Source organism: Marinomonas sp. A3A (assembly GCF_018336955.1).
In the GTDB taxonomy this organism is placed as follows: domain Bacteria; phylum Pseudomonadota; class Gammaproteobacteria; order Pseudomonadales; family Marinomonadaceae; genus Marinomonas; species Marinomonas lutimaris.
Genome location: NZ_CP025532.1, coordinates 2,090,984 through 2,110,875, shown reverse-complemented (window position 1 = coordinate 2,110,875; position 19,892 = coordinate 2,090,984). Strand labels below are relative to the sequence as shown.

Here is a 19,892-nt window from a genome sequence, read left to right as displayed (position 1 = left end):
TTATTTAGAAACGTTCTTGTAATAAACCATATCTGGCATGATGCCCTGTACGTAGCCTTGCAAGTCTTCTCGAATCGCAACTAGCTTTTTGTTTTGCAAGCCAACAACAATAGGTGAGCTTTCACGAACTTTTTTCTGCAAGGCTTGGTACATTTCAGTACGTTTTGCTTCATCTGTTTCAGCACGAGCCGCAATGGTCATCTTGCTTAATTCAGGAATCTGCCAGTTAGCACGCCATGCTAGCGTTTTAGAACCATTTTCAGGGTTATACGCAAACGCTGATGCATTGGTGTTTGGATCAAAATAGTCTGGGCCCCAAGCAGTCACTGTGGCTTCAAAATTATGACTATTCACTTCACTAGAAACCTGACTACTAATGCCCGGAATCAATTCCACTTTAATACCTGCACGCTCAAAACTCGCTTGCAAAGCTTGCGCCACATCCAAATACGGCGGCTGATTACTGACAATTAACTTGAAGTGAGGGTTTTTAATGCCCGCTTCTTTCAGGATGGCTTTCGCTTTTTCTGGATCATAGCTGTATGGCTGATCAGTCAACGCACCATTGAAACCAACTGGTAAAAACGATTGCTGAACTTGAAACTGACCGCGCATCAAATCAACACCAATACCTTTGTAGTCAAACGCCCAATGTGCGGCTTCCCAAAATTTTGGATTGCCCAAATCTGGGTTATTTTCCACCTTGGTATTAAACAAAATGTAGTACAAAGAAGCATAAGGTAAAGCCAAAGTTTTCACGCCTTTTTTACCTTGCAATGATTGAAACTGATCCGAACCTAAATTACGGGCAATGTCTGCATCACCTTGCTCAATCAATAACTGACGAGTTGCCGCATCAGGCACATTCTTCATCAAAATCAAATCTAGCTTAGGCGCGCCACCTGGCGAAGTTTTATTCGCAGACAACACCAAGGCTTCATGGGGAATGTATTGTTTAATCTGAAAAGGACCACTACCCGCTGAATGATTATTCAACCAAGCATGACCAAGATCGCCGTTCTCAGCATTCGCCATTGCGGTCTTCTCATCAACAATAGAAGACGCAGGTGCAGACAATAGGCTCAATACAAATGAAGGTCCAACACTCACATCCCAAGTAATTTTCACTTTATCATCGGCAATTTTCTGAATGTGATTATCAACATTGTCTTTATCCCAACCCAATTGGGTCAAAATAAACGACGGCGCTAGATTAAGCTTAACCACGCGCCCCAAAGAAAAGACAACATCTTCTGGACGAACTGGATTACCACTAGCGAACTCCGCACCTTTGCGCAGAGTTAACGTTAAACTGTTGGATGTTGATTCCCAACTAGACGCCAAAGTAGGCTCCAGACTGGTTGGATTTTGTGGGTCAGATTGAACCAAACGTTGATAAACATTGGTAAAGGTTTGTACTGAGGTTAATTCAAAACCTTGTGCTGGATCTAAGCTGGTAACATCGTCTAATGATTGTGCCACAACTAAGGCATTTGGTGGCGTTGCTGCAAAAGCAGAAAAGCTACTGGCACAAACCAGCAAACTTGTTGCTAATAGTTTTTTCATAAATATAGCATCCTGATAATCGGTTCATTGTATGTAAAATAATGAATGTCAAAGAATAAGCTAAAACAATAGCCATGTTATCTATATAAAAATATAGATCTCTTTAGTAATTAAAATAAGTGGATTTTTTAGAGTTATTGTTTGATGTTCTTGTTTTAGAGTGATCAGACCGCTTTATCTAACAAAATTAAGCAGTAGAGCACACAAAATTTATGCTCTGGCTGACATGATAACAATCTAAACATAAAACAGATAATCAGCATTACTGATAAGCTTATTACCTGATAACCAACATCAAACTGCATAAGTAAAAAACGCCCAATGCAATACATCGAGCGTTTTTTATAACTAAAGATAGAACCTAAACCTGATTACTATACAAGGCCTACTTGAAAGGCACTACAAACGTAATCCAATGGGCAAACTTTCACCAACTAAGGCATTAAGTTCGTCGCTGTTAATCTCAATTTGGCTTTCTAAACGCTCAAGCCATTGAGCTGGGCATTTGTCTTTTTTGAGTTTGTTCGCCACTTTTTTGCGTAAAGCGCTGAGTTTATCGGATTCACCAACGCTGACTTGGCTCATCAGAACGGCTGCCAAACCTGCTTGCTTACGCTTTTTCCAATCTTCTTTAAGCGTAACTTCTAGGATAGGAAAGAGCTTATCCTCAGCAATTCTTTGCTCTTGCTTACCAGATAAAAGATGACGAGAAGCTATGCGCCCTATCGTCCACCAAGCCGTGTCTGGCTCAGAAGTTTTCTGCAAACGCTTTAGTAACCAATCTATTGCGGTGGTTTTATCTTCATTTGATAAACTCTCTAACGCACCAACCAAACGAATTAAATCGTCACTGGACTTAGTGGTCAGAGCTTTCATCTTGTCACGAGAACGCTGCCCTGTTGGCGAATAGTATTGGCTAAATTGTTTGAACAAGTACGTTTGTTGTTCAATAGATAAACCGCCTGCGATACGGCGATATAAGGTCCAGTACTGCCCCCAAACTGGCGCGGTGTCGAACTGAACACCAGCTTTAGTGGCATTCACCACTTGCTGTACACGAGCCAAGTCATCCATAGCGCCAAAGCCAGGGCGAAGACAGTAGCCCATCAACTGCAACCATTGACGCTCATGTTGAGCACTTTTGGTCCGACCAGATTTAAGACTTAAAAGCTTATCGACCAAACGTCGCGATGTGGCAAGGTTCCAATCATCACGATTACCCAGTAACTGATCCAAATCCTGCTTAAGGGATTTTACCAAATCAGGATTTTGCTTTTGACCCGTGCTAGAAAAACACTTCGCTAAATGCTCTTCCGCTTGGCCCATATTGGCATGCAGTAAACCGCTTTCATCAGATTGCTCAGAGTCTTGCGAAGAGCTGACTTGAGTTGAAAAATCTAAACGCCACTGGTCTTTCTGGTTGTTGGCGTTTAACACTACTTGCAACACACCCACTTCGGTCATTTGCACCGATAGTGTTACCGCCATTTCTTGCGAATCGATGGAGCCATCCAGCTCGGTCATCAAGGTAGAAATGTAATGCAATCCAACTTGATCGCGAACGTTACCGACAACACAATCAATATGATCGTCAGAGCGATACAAAGGGAACTGCACTTGCTGACCAAGAGTGACAAAGAACTCTTGTTCTAAGCAAATGGCTTCACTTTTTAAAGTACCTTTTGGCAAGATACCAACGAATTGATCCTCGCCAACTTTTAAATACAAGCTGTGCGCCACGCCACTTTCAATGCGTGTACTTTCGCCTGCCAAAGCGTTTAAATACATGGCGGCGCCTTTGGCAACCGCATCGTCAGGTTCTTCTGCAGAACAGGCAAGAATAGGCTCAGAAGACCAAATATTCAGCTGCTCTAATAAGCGAGCTTTTAACACAGGGCTATTAAACAAACCGCCGTTAAACAACACGGCATCAGGCATAGCCGAGCCAGTTGCCGCTTCGATTACTGCTTTATGTTGCTGTAAAAATGCCGCTAAATGCCGCGTAAACGCAGGGTCTGACTCATAAGGCAAGCCCAAGGTGTGCATGGCATAATCGCTCTTTTGCACCTTTTCATCCTGATTAACCAAAGGAAAAAACCCACTACGAATTTGTTCCAACAAGGTTTCTCTTGATACATCAAATTTTTGCGAACCACCAATTAAACGACTACCACCACCAAGTACGGTGATACTTAACGATTCCGGTGCGTCTTTACCTAATAAGGTTTCTTTAGCTTGACGAGTTTGCTGAACCAAAGCCGCTAAACGCGTAGCAGATAACGCAGATATCTGCTTAGGATCTAACTGAAACGCCAAGGCTTGATCAAGGTTATCGCCACCAAGCAACAGATGTTCACCTACTGCGATACGCTTAAGAGAAACACTTTTCGCCTTGCTTGATGTAGGCTGAATAGCAACCAGACTAAAGTCACAGGTACCACCACCTATATCGACCACCAAGAGCATTTTTTTATCAGCTAACGCAGCGAGCTTTTCGTCATCGCTGATGTAGTGATAACAAGCCGCTTGCGGCTCTTCGAGAAGATATAAATCGTTTAGACCGGCCAGTTTGGCTGCTTCCAAGGTTAACGCTCGCGCTTCTTCATCAAACGATGCCGGCAAGGTTAACGCTATGGATTGAGATTCTAACGGTGCATCAGCAAAGCGATGATTCCAGCTCTGCTTAATATGTAATAAAAGAATCTTACTCGCCTCGAGTGGGCTGAGCTTTTTAGAAAATTCGCTCGCCCAAGGCAAAATCGGCGAACGACGATCTACCTGACGATGGCTTAACCAGCTTTTCGCACTTTGTACTAATTGCCCAGCTCGACGCTGGCCTAAAGCTAACGCTCCAACACCAACGATTCGTTCTTTATCATGGTGACGCCAGGGCAAAACTGGATCAATTTTACCCATCTCATCTGACGCCAACACATAAATTGCACTCGGTAAATAAGTAAACTCTTGTACCGAGCCATCCGCCATCACTTGCGGAATAGGCAGCAAAGCTGGCGCATTTGCATTCGAATGTTCCGCTACGGGAACGTAAGAGACGACACAATTAGTTGTCCCTAAATCGATCCCAACTCGATAAGCAGAATGAAAAGCTGGTTGTGCCATGGTTTAAGACTCCCTAACTTGAAACTCAATTGTCCAACTTAGGTCAGATTGGGTATCGTGCGCTTGCAATAGCAACAACCCCAACTCGGTAACACGAGCAGTTAAATATACTCGCACCATGTCACCCGCTTGATAATGACCCGCATCTAAACGAACCGACAAAGGATTCAATTCATCGAGTTGCGCAACCGAAAAAGACGCAATAACTTTACCGACAGATTGCGCTTCGCTGTTTTTTGATTGGAAGAAACGGAAGGTCACGCTTTCACCTACAACCAGTGAAAACTCATTCGGCAGCATTTGCTCTTCAGAGCCTTCTTCCAAACCAAAAGGTGCTACACAGATAGCGTCCACTGGTGGTGCCATACCTGGAATCGCAGGCATTGGGCTGGCCACCCCAATGTAATAGTTAGCAGCTAAACCACTTTTAACTTTAACACCGCCCTCTGCTTGCACTTGGGCATAGTAAGTCGCGCCTTTGGCAACCGCGTGATCCAAATGTGATGGTGTCAACATGGTTAATTTTCTGCCGCTCAACGACTCAGACAACATTACATCCAAACGAGTTTCTATCGTGCTGCGAATCGCATTGGCGTTAAACACACCGCCGTTTAGCAAAATCTTCGTAGGCGTCACATCATGTTGAGCTAAGAACTCACTGATATGACGGGTAATCGCTGGATCACCTTCGTAATCCAAATTGATCGCACTAAAACCACTGCGTGCTGTTTTTTGAGCTTGCTCACCTAATTGCACTTGCGGGAAGAAACCATCAATCAAAAGCTGCTGCACATCGTTTTGCGTCAAGGTCGCTTTAATGCTGTTATTGAACAAGCTACGACCGCGACTTGGCACAACAACGCAGACTTCTTCTAGATCAGCATTGGATAGCAAACGTTCTTTCGCTTCACGGCAAGCTTGAGTCAAACCGCTGATTTGCCAAGGTTCAAGATTAGTTCCATTTTGTGCTAATTGAGCAGCCAAATGGTAGGTCAACGTCAAATCCATGTTGTCGCCACCAAGTAAGATATGACGACCAACCGCCACGCGCTCGAGGCCAAGAGCACCCTCTTGTTCGATTGCTTTGATCAAGGATAAATCTGTCGTGCCACCACCCACATCGACAACCAAAATATGCTCGTTCACCTCTAGGCTTTCTGACCAATTTTGTTGGTCACTCAACCATGCGTAAAACGCGGCTAATGGCTCTTCGATCAAGCGAGCACGCAAGCCAACTTTTTCAGCCGCTTGCTCGGTGATAGCGCGAGCCGCAGGATCAAATGAGGCTGGCACAGTAATGACGACTGTTTGCTCAGTAATCGGCGCATTAGGAAATTGATTTGCCCAGGCACTGACTAAATGCGCTAGCAAGGTTTCCGTGACTTGCGCTGGAGAGACTTTTTCGACTTCTTCCAATGCATCCACTGGCAAAACCGCTTCATCAGCACTAACACGAGAATGGCACAACCAGCTTTTAGCGCTTTGCACCAATCGTCCAGAAGATTTTGCGCCCAATTCACGAGCCAATTGACCCACAATGGAAGGCGCTTTGCCCCAAGCCAATTGCAGATCGCTTTCTAAAAATTCAGTTTTATGGGGAAAATACACAAAAGATGGTAATAAAGGACGAGCATCCACTTGGCCTGCCGCAATAAACTGCGGAATCGCCAATTGTTGAATACGCCCGACTTGATTAGTTTCTACTTCAGCTTGATTAGATGGAGAATAATAGACAGCCGAATGCGTGGTACCTAGGTCGATACCAATAAAATATTGACTCATAAGTTATACCTCGATTTCAGCTGGCGCTAGAATGTTCAGGCTTTCAGTATTGGTTACTTTTGGTAGACGCGTTTCGGTTACTTTCCAACCAGGGTGAATCAGCGTGCCAGCGTATGGGCCATCGCCTTCCACTCGACCTTCCAGCTTGATCTGTTTTGCATCATAACCTGATGGTACTTCTACGCGGCTGTTTTCCGCAGCTGTGTTCACTACGTCGATAGATACGACATCAATGGTAAAGTGTTGCTTCAATACTTTCGAACAACCAGCGTGGATTTGGCGAGATGCTGCACCCACATCCGCATCGCTGTAGTCATCTATGCTTTCTTGAATAAAGTCGATAAAGCGCGCTTCTTGTTGCAATAGTTGCAATAACTGATGCGCACCATCGGCGTTAACCGTATCTAACACAGGCGCAGCGACTTCGATTTCACGAATTACTTCGACTTCTTCTGTAATGACTTTTGGTTCAACTTCAAAGGCAAATTGCTCGCCTTGACCAACCGTTTGACAGCGAGCGGCGTAATCGCCGCTCCCCATATATTTAAAAAACTGACCAAATGCGCCAAAAAAGCGCGGTACAAATGAAACTGGTTTTACTTTATTCGTCATAATTTACCCGTTTTGCGCAGTTTATCCATTTTGCATCTCTTCAAGCTCTAACCAACGCTCCATAGTTGTTTCAAGCTCTTCTTCTTTATGAGCTAGCTTTGCTAAGGTTTTTTGAACTTTATCCGCATCACCAGTATAAAATTCTGGTGCGCTGGTTGTTACATGCAAAGCCGCAATTTCTTCTTCCAACTTCGCAATGGTCGCTGGCATATCATCAAATTCGCGCTGAATTTTATAACTTAGCTTGGCTTTTGGTTTAGCTTGCATAGTAGATTTCTGGCTAGCCTCTTCCGCTTTTTTCGCTTCTGCTTTTGCTTTCTCTTTTTTGCTTGGCGCGTCATCTGTTTGAGAAGTAGATTCTGTTGGGAATTTACCACCTTGACGAATCCAATCTTGATAGCCGCCAACGTATTCTTTCACTCGGCCTTCGCCTTCAAAAGCAATCACACTAGTGACCACGTTATCTAGAAAAGCACGATCATGGCTTACCAATAATAAGGTGCCATCGTAGTTCATCAGTAGCTCTTCAAGAAGCTCCAATGTTTCTACATCAAGGTCGTTGGTTGGCTCATCCATAATCAAAAGATTAGCTGGGCGAGTAAATAGTTTTGCCAGCAATACACGGTTTCGTTCACCACCAGACAAGGCTTTTACTGGCGTGCGAGCACGCTCAGGTGGGAAAAGGAAATCGCCAAGATAACCGATAACGTGTTTGTTCTGCCCATTGATTTCGATAACGTCTTTGCCTTCGCCAACGTTTTCAGCAACGGTTTGTTCTGGATCAAGTTGCTCACGTAACTGATCAAAATACGCCACGTTAAGTTTAGTACCTTGACGAACAGAACCTGTCTCTGGCTCTAGATCCCCTAAAAGAATTTTCAGAAAGGTACTTTTACCACACCCATTTGGACCGATCAGACCAATTCGGTCTCCACGATTCACAATAAAATCCATTGGTTGTAGGATCACTTTGTCAGCAAAGGAGTGACCAACTTGAGTGAATTCCGCCACTAACTTGCCAGACTTGTCTTTGGTCTCAATTGCCATTTTTGCATTGCCTTGGCGACTAATACGCTCAGATCGTTCTTCACGTAACGCTTTCAAAGCACGAACTCGGCCTTCGTTACGAGTACGACGCGCTTTAATACCCTGACGAATCCAAACTTCCTCTTCAGCCAAACGTTTGTCGAATAAAGCGTTGGCGCGCTCTTCTTCTTCAAGCATTTTTTCTTTAAAAGCAAGGAAGGCGGTGATATTGCCGCTAAAGGAAATAAGATTGCCGCGATCTAATTCGATGATGCGGTTAGCCAATTTTTCTAGGAAACGACGGTCATGGGTAATGAACAAGATCAAACCACGAAATTGCTGAAGCTGTTGCTCCATCCATTCTATGGTTGGCACGTCCAAATGGTTAGTCGGCTCATCTAGTAACAAGACATCTGGGTTAGAAATCAACGCTTGCGCTAAAATAACGCGACGACGCCAACCACCAGAAAGCTCTGACATCAGCTTATCAGCTGGCAAAGCCAAACGCTGAATCATGTGATTCACACGCTGTTCTAAATCCCAACCTTGAATTCGATCTAACTCAGTTTGAATATCACTTAATTCATTTGAGTGATCATTCTCGAAATCTTCTAATAATTTGAAGTAACGTGTCATTAAAGAATGCGCTTCACCAGCACCTTCACTTACGACTTCACGTACGGTTTTTTCATTCGCATCAGGCAGTTCTTGGGGTAACTGTCCTATGGTCATACCGCCTTCTAGACGAACCACACCTTCATCGGCAACTTGCTCACCAGAAATGACTTTTAATAGTGTGGATTTACCTGCACCGTTACGACCGATAATAGCAACACGCTCTCCAGCTTCTGCTGAAAAACTGATTTTTGACAGCAGCGGATTATGCCCAAAAGCAACACTGATCTGTTCTAACGACAATAGACTCATATCTATCCATATAAAGTAAAAATTTTGTGGCGGTATAGTATCATCCTTCTAAGCGAAGGTTCAGCAAATAGACGTGTCTAGTCACTAAAAAGAAATGAATTTTCATAGAAAGAAAATATTTTCGGCACCTTTGCTCGTAAAATAGAGACTTAACATTGCTATTCTATTTACAAGGTTTAAACAAAACTTCTTCCTTCCTCAATATTTGCGAATATACTTAGCACACCAAATGATAAATTTTCTATTTCATGGAGTGTTAAATGGAGTTTAAAAGTAAGGTAGGGCCAATTACTGCAGTGGTCGTTACCGTAGCAGCCGTAACGTGGATGATTGCAGGAGGCAATGGCATTACAGTTAGTCCAACAGGCACAAACCCTAAAGAAAATACCGCTACGTCACAATCAACAGAGAGCAAACCAGCCTACCCAGTCCAAGCAAAAACCCTGACAACCAAAAGCATTGAAATGCATTTACCGCTAAGTGGACAAACCTTAGCCGATGAAACACTACAACTTATAAACAGCTATCAGGGACGAATTACAAAACTACCAGTAGAAAAAGGTCGTTTTGTAAAAAAAGGCACTTCCCTCCTACAAATAGACACTCGCACACTGAAAATCCAAATAGAGCAAGCAGCCTTACTCGTCAAACAGCGACAACTTGAGTTAGATGGCATCAAGAAATTAAATGCGGGGAACTTAGCTTCAAAGGTGAACTTAGCCCAAGCCGAAACAGACCTTGCCTCAGCAAAAGCAACAGAGAGAGCACTCTTAGTTGATTTAGAAAATGCAAACCTAACTGCCCCATTCTCCGGCATTTTAAACGTTCTGGATGTACAAGAAGGACAAGTGTTAGCCGTCGGCGCCACTATTGGTACATTGGTTTCGGTTAATCCAATAAAAGTCTCAGTGAATATTCCGCAAAATAAAATTCAATTAATAAAGCTTGGCACTCAAGGCAATATACGTCTTGAATCTGGCTATGAAGCTGAAGGTTTTGTCTCTTATATTAGCGCAACGGCTAACGAATCTAGTCGAACCATTACAGTAGAAATGCAGGTTGATAATCCCGACAATGTTATTCCTGCCGGTTTAACTGCGGCAGTGGACTTTATTCTCGATGAACAAAGAGCTCATGCTTTTTCCCCTGCATTACTTACATTAGATGACTCCGGCAGAACAGCCATAAAAACCATAGATATAGACAACAAGGTTGTTGTTTCACCAGTGGAAATCGTCAAATCAGAACGCGATCAAGTTTGGGTGCGCGGCCTTCCAGATAATGTGAACATTATTACCGTAGGACAAGGTTTCGTGTCTGCTGGCGATAAAGTTGAAGCTCACTATCAAAACTAAGGAGGCCCGATATGCAAACATTGATTGAGGCGGCCTTAGCTCGCTCTCGTACCGTTATGATGTTCTTCGTGCTCATTCTCATCATGGGTACGGTTTCTTACATTGAAATCGCGAAAGAAAGCGACCCTGACATTACCATTCCGATGGCTTATGTCTCTGTCACTTTGGAAGGCATCTCGCCCGAAGATGCTGATAGCTTACTAGTCCATCCGTTAGAAAAAGAACTCAAAGGACTGGAAGGCTTAAAAGAACTGAAATCAACTGCCTCAGAAGGCCACGCTTCTATCATTCTTGAATTCGAATCTGGCGTAGACATTGACCAAGCAATTAGTGATACACGAGACAAGGTAGATAGAGCCAAAAGCGAGCTACCTGACGATGCCGATGAGCCAACAGTAACGGAAGTGAACCTTTCAACTTTCCCAGTTTTGCGAGTTAACTTATCGGGCAATGTAAGCTTCGCCACACTCAGTCGAACAGCAAAAAACCTTCAAGACTCCATTGAAGCCATTGATGGCGTGTTAGAAGCAAAAATCAGTGGCGACCGTGAACAAGAAGCGCAGATCATCATTCGCCCTGAGCAACTTGAATCGTACAATCTTTCACTGTCTGACGTTGCCAACTTCGTTTCTGGCAATAACCGTCTAGTCGCGGCAGGCAATCTAGACACAGGAGCCGGACGCTTTTCGCTAAAAGTCCCGGGCTTACTTAAAACCGAAGAAGACATTCTAAACTTACCTATTAAAGCAGATGGCGACCAAGTCGTTCTTATGAAGGATATAGCTACCGGCGAGTTGACCTTTGAAGATCCGACCAGTTACGCACGTGTAGAAGGCAAACGCAGCATCACACTCGCTGTCTCAAAACGAGTCGGCGTTAACATCATAGAAACCATAGATGCTGTTAAAGCCGCGGTGCAAAACGAAAGTGAACAATGGCCAGAAGGCATCGAATACAACCTTACTGGCGATAAATCCACCGATATTGAGACATCACTAAACGATCTATTCAATAACGTGCTAGCGGCGACATTGCTAGTAATGATAGTGATTGTCTGGGCACTTGGTGTACGCAGCGCCATATTGGTTGGCTTAGCCATCCCCGGCGCATTCTTATCCGGTATTTTAATTCTCGATTTACAAGGCTACACCATTAACATGGTTGTTTTATTCGCCTTAATACTCAGTGTTGGCATGCTAGTAGACGGAGCTATCGTTGTTACTGAGTATGCTGACCGCAGGCTGGCAGAAGGAGCATCCAAACGACAAGCCTACAGTGAGGCTGCTAAACGCATGGCGTGGCCAATCACCGCCTCTACAGCTACCACTCTAGCTGTTTTCATGCCCTTATTATTTTGGCCAGATATCGCCGGTGAATTCATGCGTTTCATGCCTATAACCATTATAGCGACGCTTTCCTCATCCTTGGTAATGGCGTTAATTGTATTACCAACTATAGGTTCCATTATCGGCAAAAAAGGCGCCTATACAGAAAAAACAATACATGCCTTACGAGTTGCAGAAACCGGTGACTTAAAAGAGCTTACTGGTCCAACTGGGTTCTATGGTCGAATGCTAACTCGCCTAGTAGAACGCCCTATTTGGGTTTTATTGTTCACTATTGCTCTACTGCTTAGCATTTTTGTTAGCTATGGCAAGTTTGGCAAGGGCATTGAATTCTTCCCTAACATCGAACCCGAATCTGCTAATTTAGACATACGAGCTCGCGGTGACCTTTCTCTTGAAGAAAAGGATGCATTGGTCAGACAAGTTGAACAGCAAATCATTGGCACACGAGAACTAAAGAGTGTTGTTTCCACTTCCTACTCAACACCTGGAAACAATGCCGCACCAGATAGCATTGGCTCAATAAGCATGGAGTTTATTGACTGGTACAAACGCGACTCTGCGGGCGTTATACTGGATAGAATAAGAGAAAAAACCAAGCAAATCCCTGGTATCGAGATCAGTGCAGAAAAAGAACAAGGCGGCCCGCAATCTGGTGCCGACATCCAATTGCAACTTAGTTCAAACTATTCTGAAGCCCTTAATCTTGCTGCTGACGAAATCAGCAAACAGCTCTTAATCAGAGATGAGATAATAACAGTAAATGATGACAGGTCTCTTGCAGGCATTGAGTGGCGTATCGACATCAATCGCGAAGAAGCCAGCCGTTACGGTGTCGACGTTAACAGTCTCGGCAACGTCATTAAATTAGTCACCACAGGCATTACATTAAGCGATTTCTTACCTGAAGGTGCGGATGACAAAATTGATATCGTTTTACGTTATCCAGTTAATCAACGCAGTCTGGATCAATTGGATCAACTGCAGATTCCAACTAATCAAGGCAGCATTCCAGCCAGCAACTTCATTCATCGGTATGCCGCTCCTAAACAAGGTGTCATAAACAGAACGGACGGCAAGAAAACCATTAAAATTGAAGCCGATGTAAAAGACGGCTTAGTAGTCGATGAAGTAATCAAAGCCATAAAAGTAAAACTGGATGCTGCTGGCATTGATAAATCCGTTAGCTATGAGTTCCGTGGTAATACCGAAGACCAACAAAAATCCATGATATTTTTGATTAAAGCCTTTGCTGTTGCTTTCTTCATCATGGCTATCATTTTAGTCACCCAGTTTAATAATTTCTTCCAGTGCCTATTGATATTGAGTGCAGTCATCTTTTCGACCATGGGTGTTTTTATTGGACTTATGGTGAAAGGACAGCCATTTGGCATTGTAATGAGCGGGGTTGGAGTGATCGCCCTTGCAGGTATTGTTGTAAACAATAACATTGTTTTAATCGATACCTTCAATGGGCTCCGCAAGCAAGGCATGATGGTTCGGGAAGCAGCGATACGAACAGGTGTTCAGCGCCTAAGACCGGTTATGCTGACAACTATCACAACCATTCTTGGACTAGTACCGATGGTTTTTCAGCTTAATATTGACCTTATTCACCAGTCTTTTAGCATTGGCGCACCATCGGCTCAATGGTGGACACAATTATCCACCGCCATTGCTGGCGGCCTCACCTTTGCCACACCATTAACACTTATTCTCACGCCTTGTTTATTGGTTCTAGGTTATCGCCGCAAAGAACAAAAACAGCTCCAAGCATTGGAGGAGCAAGCTTTAGACCAACAAACCCAACAGGAAGAAACAAAAGACAGTTAAGCCCAGCCTCCCTGAAGAGAATTCACTGAAAACAAAAAAGCGGACTTAGAGTATTTTCTAAGTCCGCTTTTTTATAACTTGTTATTAGCAGCAGGCAAACATTAAACCAACTGTGCTAACGCCTCTTTGACATCTGCAATAATATCGTCAATATCTTCCAAGCCAACAGATACGCGAATTAAGCCTTCTGCAATACCAGCTTTGGCTTTTTCTTCATCCGTCAAACGGCCATGAGTCGTGGTAGCTGGATGAGTCACCAAGGTTTTGGTATCACCTAAGTTACCCGTAATAGACATCAGCTTAGTAGCATTGATTACCGTCCAAGCAGCCTGACGACCACCATCAACTTCAAAGGATAACAAACCACCAAAGTCTTTTTGCTGCTGTTTAGCAAGTTCATGGTATTTGTGGCTAGGCAATCCACCGTAATTCACTTTAAGCACTTTAGGATGTGCTTCTAAGAACTCTGCCAACTTCAAAGCGTTTGCTGAATGCGCTGTCATACGTAAAGACAAGGTTTCAAGGCCATTCAACAACACCCACGCATTGAACGGGCTCATACATGGCCCAGCACTGCGCATAAAGGCGGTAAAGACATCAACTATCTCTTGGCTGGCAATTAAAGCACCACCTAGACAGCGACCTTGCCCGTCAATGAACTTAGTGGCTGATTGCATCACTATATCCGCTCCTTGCATCAAAGGATTCTGCAATGCTGGCGTAGCCAAAACCGTATCAACACAAAGCAAAGCACCTTTGGCATGCGCTAATGCGGCCACACGAGCAACATCTACTACTTCATAAAGCGGATTAGATGGTGTTTCGAAATAACAAAAACGTGTGTTTTCGTTAATCGCTACTTCCCACGCGGCGTAGTCTGTCGCATCAACATAAACTACTTCGACGCCAAATTTTGTTGTGTAAGTATTAAAGAATTTAACCGTAGAACCAAAAATATTGCGTGAGCAAACAACGCGGTCACCTGCACTTAACAAACTGTATGCTAAGGTCATTAGCGCAGCCATACCAGAACTCGTCGCAATGGCCGCCTCACCTTTTTCTAAAGTGGCTAAGCGTTTTTCAAATAACTCAACGGTTGGATTGGTAAAACGAGAATAAACGTTACCATCCTCTTCACCAGAAAACTTTCCTGCCGCCTCTTCTGCACTGCCATAAGCAAAGCTCGAGGTCATAAAAATGGCTTCACTGTTTTCTTGCTCTTGCGTTTGACGAATACCTGCACGAATCGCATTCGTTGCGTCTTTATAATCAGCCATTACTTCACTCCAAGCCACTTTTCAAAAAATCATTTTCCAAAAACAACTAAGCCAGGCGTGACCTGGCTTAGTTTTATCCGTCACAAGATAATGCAAATATTACATAGGATGCATCATATCGCTAGCTTCTTGGTCTTCGACCGCAGCTTTATTTAAATCATTACGCGCGCCTTCAATACCCGCTAAGTAAGCAGCATCAATATTGCCTGTAATGTATTTTGCGTCAAACACAGAAGTATCAAATTCACGAACATCTGAGTGTTTTTCATCAATACATGCATCGATCAAATCTTGCAAATCTTGGAATATCAATTTATCCGCACCAATTAATTCGCAAATTTCATCGACATTACGATCGTGGGCAATAAGTTCTTTAGCCGCAGGCATATCGATACCGTAAACATTCGGGTAGCGAACTTCTGGTGCCGCTGATGCGATATATACTTTCTTCGCACCTGCTTCTCGTGCCATCTCGATAATTTCTTTACTTGTCGTACCACGAACAATGGAATCATCAACAAGTAGTACCGTTTTATCTTTAAACTCAAAAGGCACAGGGTTCAGCTTTTGACGCACAGATTTTTTACGAATAGCCTGACCTGGCATGATAAACGTACGACCGATATAGCGGTTTTTAACCAAACCTTCACGGAACGGAATATTTAATGCTTGCGCAATTTGTAAAGCAGCAGTTCGACTTGTATCTGGAATTGGAATAACCACATCAATATCGTGATTTATCCATTCACGCTGAATTTTCGCTGCAAGACGATCCCCCATGTTGATACGTGCTTTGTAGACAGAGATACTGTCAATAACCGTATCTGGACGAGCAAAGTAAACATATTCAAACAAGCAAGGACGCGCTACTTTTTTCGGTGTGCACTGACGTACATGAACGTTGTGGTTTAGATCAAAAAAGATTGCTTCACCTGGCTGGATATCACGCTCAATTTTGAAACCTGCCGCATCAAGCGCCACACTTTCAGAAGCAACCATGTATTCAATACCCTCATCTGTTTGACGAGAGCCATAAATCAATGGACGAATACCATCTGGATCACGAAATGCCAAAATACCATAACCTGTGATCAAGGTAACAACCGCATAACCACCTTCGATACGTTTATAAACACGCTCAAGTGCATTAAAAATATCTTCAGGGGTTGGCACCAACTTTCCTTCTTCATGAAGTTCGTGAGCCAAGACGTTTACCAAGACTTCAGAATCAGAGGTCGTATTGATGTGACGTAAGTCAGACTCAAATACTTCCTGCTTCAGTTTAGCGGTGTTCGTTAAATTACCATTGTGTGCAAGTGAAATGCCGTAGGGAGAGTTAACATAGAATGGTTGAGCTTCTGCTGAACTAGAAGTCCCTGCCGTTGGATAACGGACATGGCCTATACCTATGTTACCGTGTAGTTTTTTCATATGGCGAGTGCGAAATACCTCACTCACCGGACCATTGTCTTTGCGTAAACATAATCGTCCGTTATGGCTTGTAACCATACCCGCAGCATCTTGCCCACGATGCTGAAGAAGGGTTAACGCATCAAAAATTGCTTGGTTAACCACAGACGTGCCTACGACACCAACGATACCACACATGTTCTAGATCCTCGTGTTGGGGAATTGCGACAAACGCCGCAAAGGTTCTTTATCTATTTGGCTGCTACATTGAGCAACTAATTTCCAAGGGCGCGGTCAATGAGAGACGAATCCATAAGATTCGAGCTCTTGCCTAACATATCACGCGTCCAGTCATTCAACTGTCCCAATTGAGGGATCAATTGTGAAGTTTTCCAAAACTCTGTTTTTTCAATAGCTGGACTTAAGCTCAATAAAGAAACAAAAGCCACGACAATCAAGCCACCACGAGCAAAGCCAAATAACATGCCTAATACTCTGTCAGTGCTCGATAAACCGGTTACTTGAATAAGGGAACCTAGCAAAAAACTCACCAAGGCCCCAACAATTAAAGTAGCTATAAATAGGGAAACAAATGAAACAATATAGCGGATCTGATCATTTTGAACCTGATCAATAAGCAGAGATTGCATCTGATCTGAGAACTTAACCGATACAACAAAAGCAACCACCCAAGTTAGAAGCGATAAAACTTCCTTAACAAAGCCTCTTTTTAAACTTAAAAGCGTGGAAAGAACCACTACAGCAATTATCAACCAATCAATCGTCGACATTGAACTTACTTGCTCCATGAATACCTCTAAAAATCGCTGCGGAGTTTAACAGATGCCTAAGATTTTCCAAATACCGAGACACAAAACCTCGAACTAATTAACTGAATATTTAACGACAATGCCGTTTAAGTTAAATTTCTTCTTAATATCATCACGCATTTTTTCAGAGGTTTCCCGCTTGAACTCGGGACCAACATACACTTTATAAAGCGAATTAGTCGTCAAGCTATAGGCATCGTAATTAGCCCCTTTAAGCTTTTCGACTAAGCGAACAGCATTATCCTTACCCTTAAATGTCGCGATTTGCAGCGCCCAACGGTCGGCAATTTCTGCTGGTGTCGCTTTTTCAACGGGCGCTTTCACTTCAGGTTTTGTTTCAGGCTTTACTTCGGATTTAGCCTCAGACTTAGCAGAAACAGTAGACTCAGCTTTACTAATGCTTGCCACATCTTTTGCTGATTGAGGAACTGGAATCAAACGAATATCTTCGGCGGCTTTTTCTTCCCCAACTAATTGCTCAACAGGCAAACTATCGACAGGTTGAACAGGGGCGATATCCACAACAGGGAAAGCTGGCGGCGTGGTAACTTGAACTTGAGCATCCAACTCTGCTGGACGCTCACCATCCAAAATTAAAGGCAATATTATTGCTGCCGATAGCACCATGATACCGGCACCAATAAGTCTGTACGTAACGGTTCTATCTATCATAAATCACTCTTTTGATTGATTAAGCGCCAAATAATCCGAGACAGTTACAAAGGAACCAAAAACAATCACTGAGCGTTGTTCTGCTTGAGCTATTGATAACGCAGCTTGAAACGCACTAGCAACAGACGAAAAGGCATTTGTCTTCGACACAAGGCCTGGAGAACTATGCATAATATGCTTCACAAGCTCACTTGCCTTCGCACCTCTGGGCCCAGCCAGATCACAGCACAGCCAATCTGAAAAACTGTCAGCCAGATGCACCATCACACTAGAAATATCTTTGTCCTTCAACATACCACAAACAGCAACTGGCTTACGTGGCAAGCTGCTGATACGATGAGCTAATTCAATAGCAGCCTCAGGATTATGAGCCACATCAATGTACACATCAGGAGACGTTGCCACTTTCTGAAAACGTCCCATTAGCTGTGCACGGCTAAATAAAGAAACTAGATCGTCATGCGTAGGAGAAAGCCCCATATACACCAAGACTGCAACAACAGTAGCTGCATTTTGCAAGGGTAGCGATGGAATAGGTAAACTCTCAAATTGAACACCATCACCAGACCAAGACCAAGTGTGTTTGCCTAGCTCAAAATGAAAATCGAGACCTTTTTGGCGTAAATGTGCACCGACTTCTAGCGCTGTACTCGCGATAGTACTGGGTGGATTAACCACTCCACTAACAAGCAGCTTATCTTTTCTCGCAATGCCTGTTTTTTCCCGAGCAATAACATCCAAGTTATCACCCAACCAATCAATATGGTCCAAAGAAATAGAAGTCACAACAGCAACGTCAGTATCTATCATATTGACAGAATCTAATCGCCCTCCTAACCCTACTTCAAGCACCCAATAGTCCAACTCAGACTGATCAAAAATCCATAGCGCAGCGAGCGTACTGAATTCGAAATACGTTAAGGCAATATCTTCTCGCGCAGCCTCAATGACCTCGAAAGCACGACAAAGAATCTCATCGTCGCAAGGCGAATCGTTCAATGCAATCCGTTCGTTAAAAGCAAGAAAATGGGGAGAGGTGTAGGTACCAACAGAATAGTTTTGTGAACACAGATACTGAGTCAGCATGGCGCAAGTTGATCCTTTGCCATTTGTTCCAGCTACAGTGATCACTTTACACTTAGGTCTAGATAAGTTCAGTCGAGCTAATACCTTGCTCCCTCTTTCTAGACCTAACTCTATTTCCGAAGGATGCTGACTCTCAATATATGAGAGCCAGCTAGCTAATGACGTGTGCGTCATCTAATTAAGCAACCTTGTTGGTCAGCAAAGACAGAATATTGAATAAGCGGTTTCGCATTTCATCACGCTTGATAATCATATCTAACGCGCCTTTTTCCAACAAAAACTCACTACGCTGAAAACCTTCTGGTAATTTTTCACGAACGGTTTGCTCAATAACGCGAGGGCCAGCAAAACCAATCAAAGCATTTGGCTCAGCAACGTTCAAATCGCCTAACATAGCCAAAGAAGCAGATACGCCACCAAAAACTGGATCCGTCATAACAGAAATATAAGGAATACCTTCTTGCTTCAAGCGCTCCAAACCAGCACTTGTTTTTGCCATCTGCATCAAAGAAATTAGCGCTTCTTGCATACGCGCACCACCACTGGCAGAAAAGCATACAAGCGGAATACGTTTTTCTAAACAAACGTTAACCGCTTGGATAAAACGCTCTCCGACAATAGCGCCCATAGAACCGCCCAAAAAGCTAAATTCAAACGCTACTGCAACCACTGGCATACCATTCAAAGCACCTTGCATAGCAACCAAGGCGTCTTTTTCGCCAGTCGCTTTTTGAGCATCAGCTAAACGATCTTTATAACGCTTTGAGTCTTTGAATTTTAATTTGTCTTCAGGCTCAAGGTGAGCACCAATTTCATGACGCCCCTCTTTGTCCAAGAAAATATCTAAACGACGACGAGCACCAACACGAAGATGATGATTACATTTTGGACAAACATCTAAGTTTTTTTCCAACTCTGGACGATATAGAACATTTTCACATTTAGGGCACTTTTTCCAAAGACCTTCAGGCACAGAACCTGTACTACGCTTTGATTCACTGCGCACAATGGAAGGGACAAATTTATCTAACCAGCTACTCATTTACTTCT

The 19,892-nt window shown here is 43.5% G+C and carries 13 protein-coding genes; 2 read left to right on the top strand and 11 right to left on the bottom strand.

Going from position 1 to position 19,892, the window contains the following annotated elements:
• The 5 genes from CYL31_RS09715 to CYL31_RS09695 all read right to left on the bottom strand — a co-directional run bounded on the left by CYL31_RS09715 (position 1) and on the right by CYL31_RS09695 (position 9,033).
• On the bottom strand, positions 1-1,566 hold the full coding sequence (locus CYL31_RS09715; RefSeq protein WP_212918704.1) for an ABC transporter substrate-binding protein: 1,566 nt from the start codon (positions 1,564-1,566) through the stop codon (positions 1-3).
• A 399-nt stretch (positions 1,567-1,965) separates the two neighbouring features.
• Positions 1,966-4,686: a hsp70 family protein gene (locus CYL31_RS09710; RefSeq protein ID WP_212918703.1), complete on the bottom strand. Its 2,721-nt coding sequence runs from the start codon at positions 4,684-4,686 to the stop codon at positions 1,966-1,968.
• Positions 4,687-4,689: 3 nt separating this feature from the next.
• Positions 4,690-6,468, bottom strand: a complete 1,779-nt coding sequence (locus CYL31_RS09705) for an Hsp70 family protein (protein ID WP_212918702.1) — start codon at positions 6,466-6,468, stop codon at positions 4,690-4,692.
• 3 nt (positions 6,469-6,471) lie between these two features.
• Positions 6,472-7,080, bottom strand: coding sequence for a DUF2760 domain-containing protein (locus CYL31_RS09700; RefSeq protein WP_212918701.1), 609 nt, complete (start codon positions 7,078-7,080; stop codon positions 6,472-6,474).
• Positions 7,081-7,101: 21 nt separating this feature from the next.
• Entirely contained in the window at positions 7,102-9,033 is a 1,932-nt protein-coding gene (locus CYL31_RS09695) for an ATP-binding cassette domain-containing protein (RefSeq protein ID WP_212918700.1), read from the bottom strand.
• A 260-nt stretch (positions 9,034-9,293) separates the two neighbouring features.
• Between CYL31_RS09695 and CYL31_RS09690 the strand changes: the two genes are divergently transcribed.
• Together CYL31_RS09690 and CYL31_RS09685 are read left to right on the top strand one after the other, a co-directional pair.
• Positions 9,294-10,388 (top strand): efflux RND transporter periplasmic adaptor subunit, encoded by a 1,095-nt coding sequence (locus CYL31_RS09690; protein WP_212918699.1) that lies wholly within the window; start codon positions 9,294-9,296, stop codon positions 10,386-10,388.
• Positions 10,389-10,399: 11 nt separating this feature from the next.
• Positions 10,400-13,567 carry an efflux RND transporter permease subunit gene (locus CYL31_RS09685; RefSeq protein WP_212918698.1) on the top strand — a complete coding sequence of 1,056 codons (3,168 nt, stop codon included), beginning with the start codon at positions 10,400-10,402 and terminating at the stop codon, positions 13,565-13,567.
• A 101-nt stretch (positions 13,568-13,668) separates the two neighbouring features.
• Here CYL31_RS09685 and CYL31_RS09680 read toward each other — a convergent pair whose 3' ends face one another.
• From CYL31_RS09680 to accD, 6 genes are all read right to left on the bottom strand, one after another.
• A complete protein-coding gene (locus CYL31_RS09680; protein ID WP_212918697.1) occupies positions 13,669-14,844 on the bottom strand; it encodes an O-succinylhomoserine sulfhydrylase in 1,176 nt (391 codons plus the stop codon).
• 99 nt (positions 14,845-14,943) lie between these two features.
• On the bottom strand, positions 14,944-16,452 hold the full coding sequence (purF, locus tag CYL31_RS09675) for an amidophosphoribosyltransferase (protein ID WP_212918696.1): 1,509 nt from the start codon (positions 16,450-16,452) through the stop codon (positions 14,944-14,946).
• A 77-nt stretch (positions 16,453-16,529) separates the two neighbouring features.
• Complete coding sequence (locus tag CYL31_RS09670; protein WP_212918695.1) at positions 16,530-17,063, bottom strand: CvpA family protein; 534 nt, start codon at positions 17,061-17,063, stop codon at positions 16,530-16,532.
• Between the two features lie 75 nt (positions 17,064-17,138).
• The gene (locus CYL31_RS09665; protein ID WP_249411754.1) at positions 17,139-17,756 is read right to left on the bottom strand and encodes an SPOR domain-containing protein; all 618 of its coding nucleotides are present in this window, start codon (positions 17,754-17,756) and stop codon (positions 17,139-17,141) included.
• Between the two features lie 3 nt (positions 17,757-17,759).
• Complete coding sequence (folC, locus tag CYL31_RS09660) at positions 17,760-19,016, bottom strand: bifunctional tetrahydrofolate synthase/dihydrofolate synthase (RefSeq protein WP_212918694.1); 1,257 nt, start codon at positions 19,014-19,016, stop codon at positions 17,760-17,762.
• A gap of 4 nt (positions 19,017-19,020) precedes the next feature.
• Entirely contained in the window at positions 19,021-19,884 is an 864-nt protein-coding gene (accD, locus tag CYL31_RS09655; protein ID WP_212918693.1) for an acetyl-CoA carboxylase, carboxyltransferase subunit beta, read from the bottom strand.
• Between the last annotated feature and the right edge of the window lie 8 nt (positions 19,885-19,892).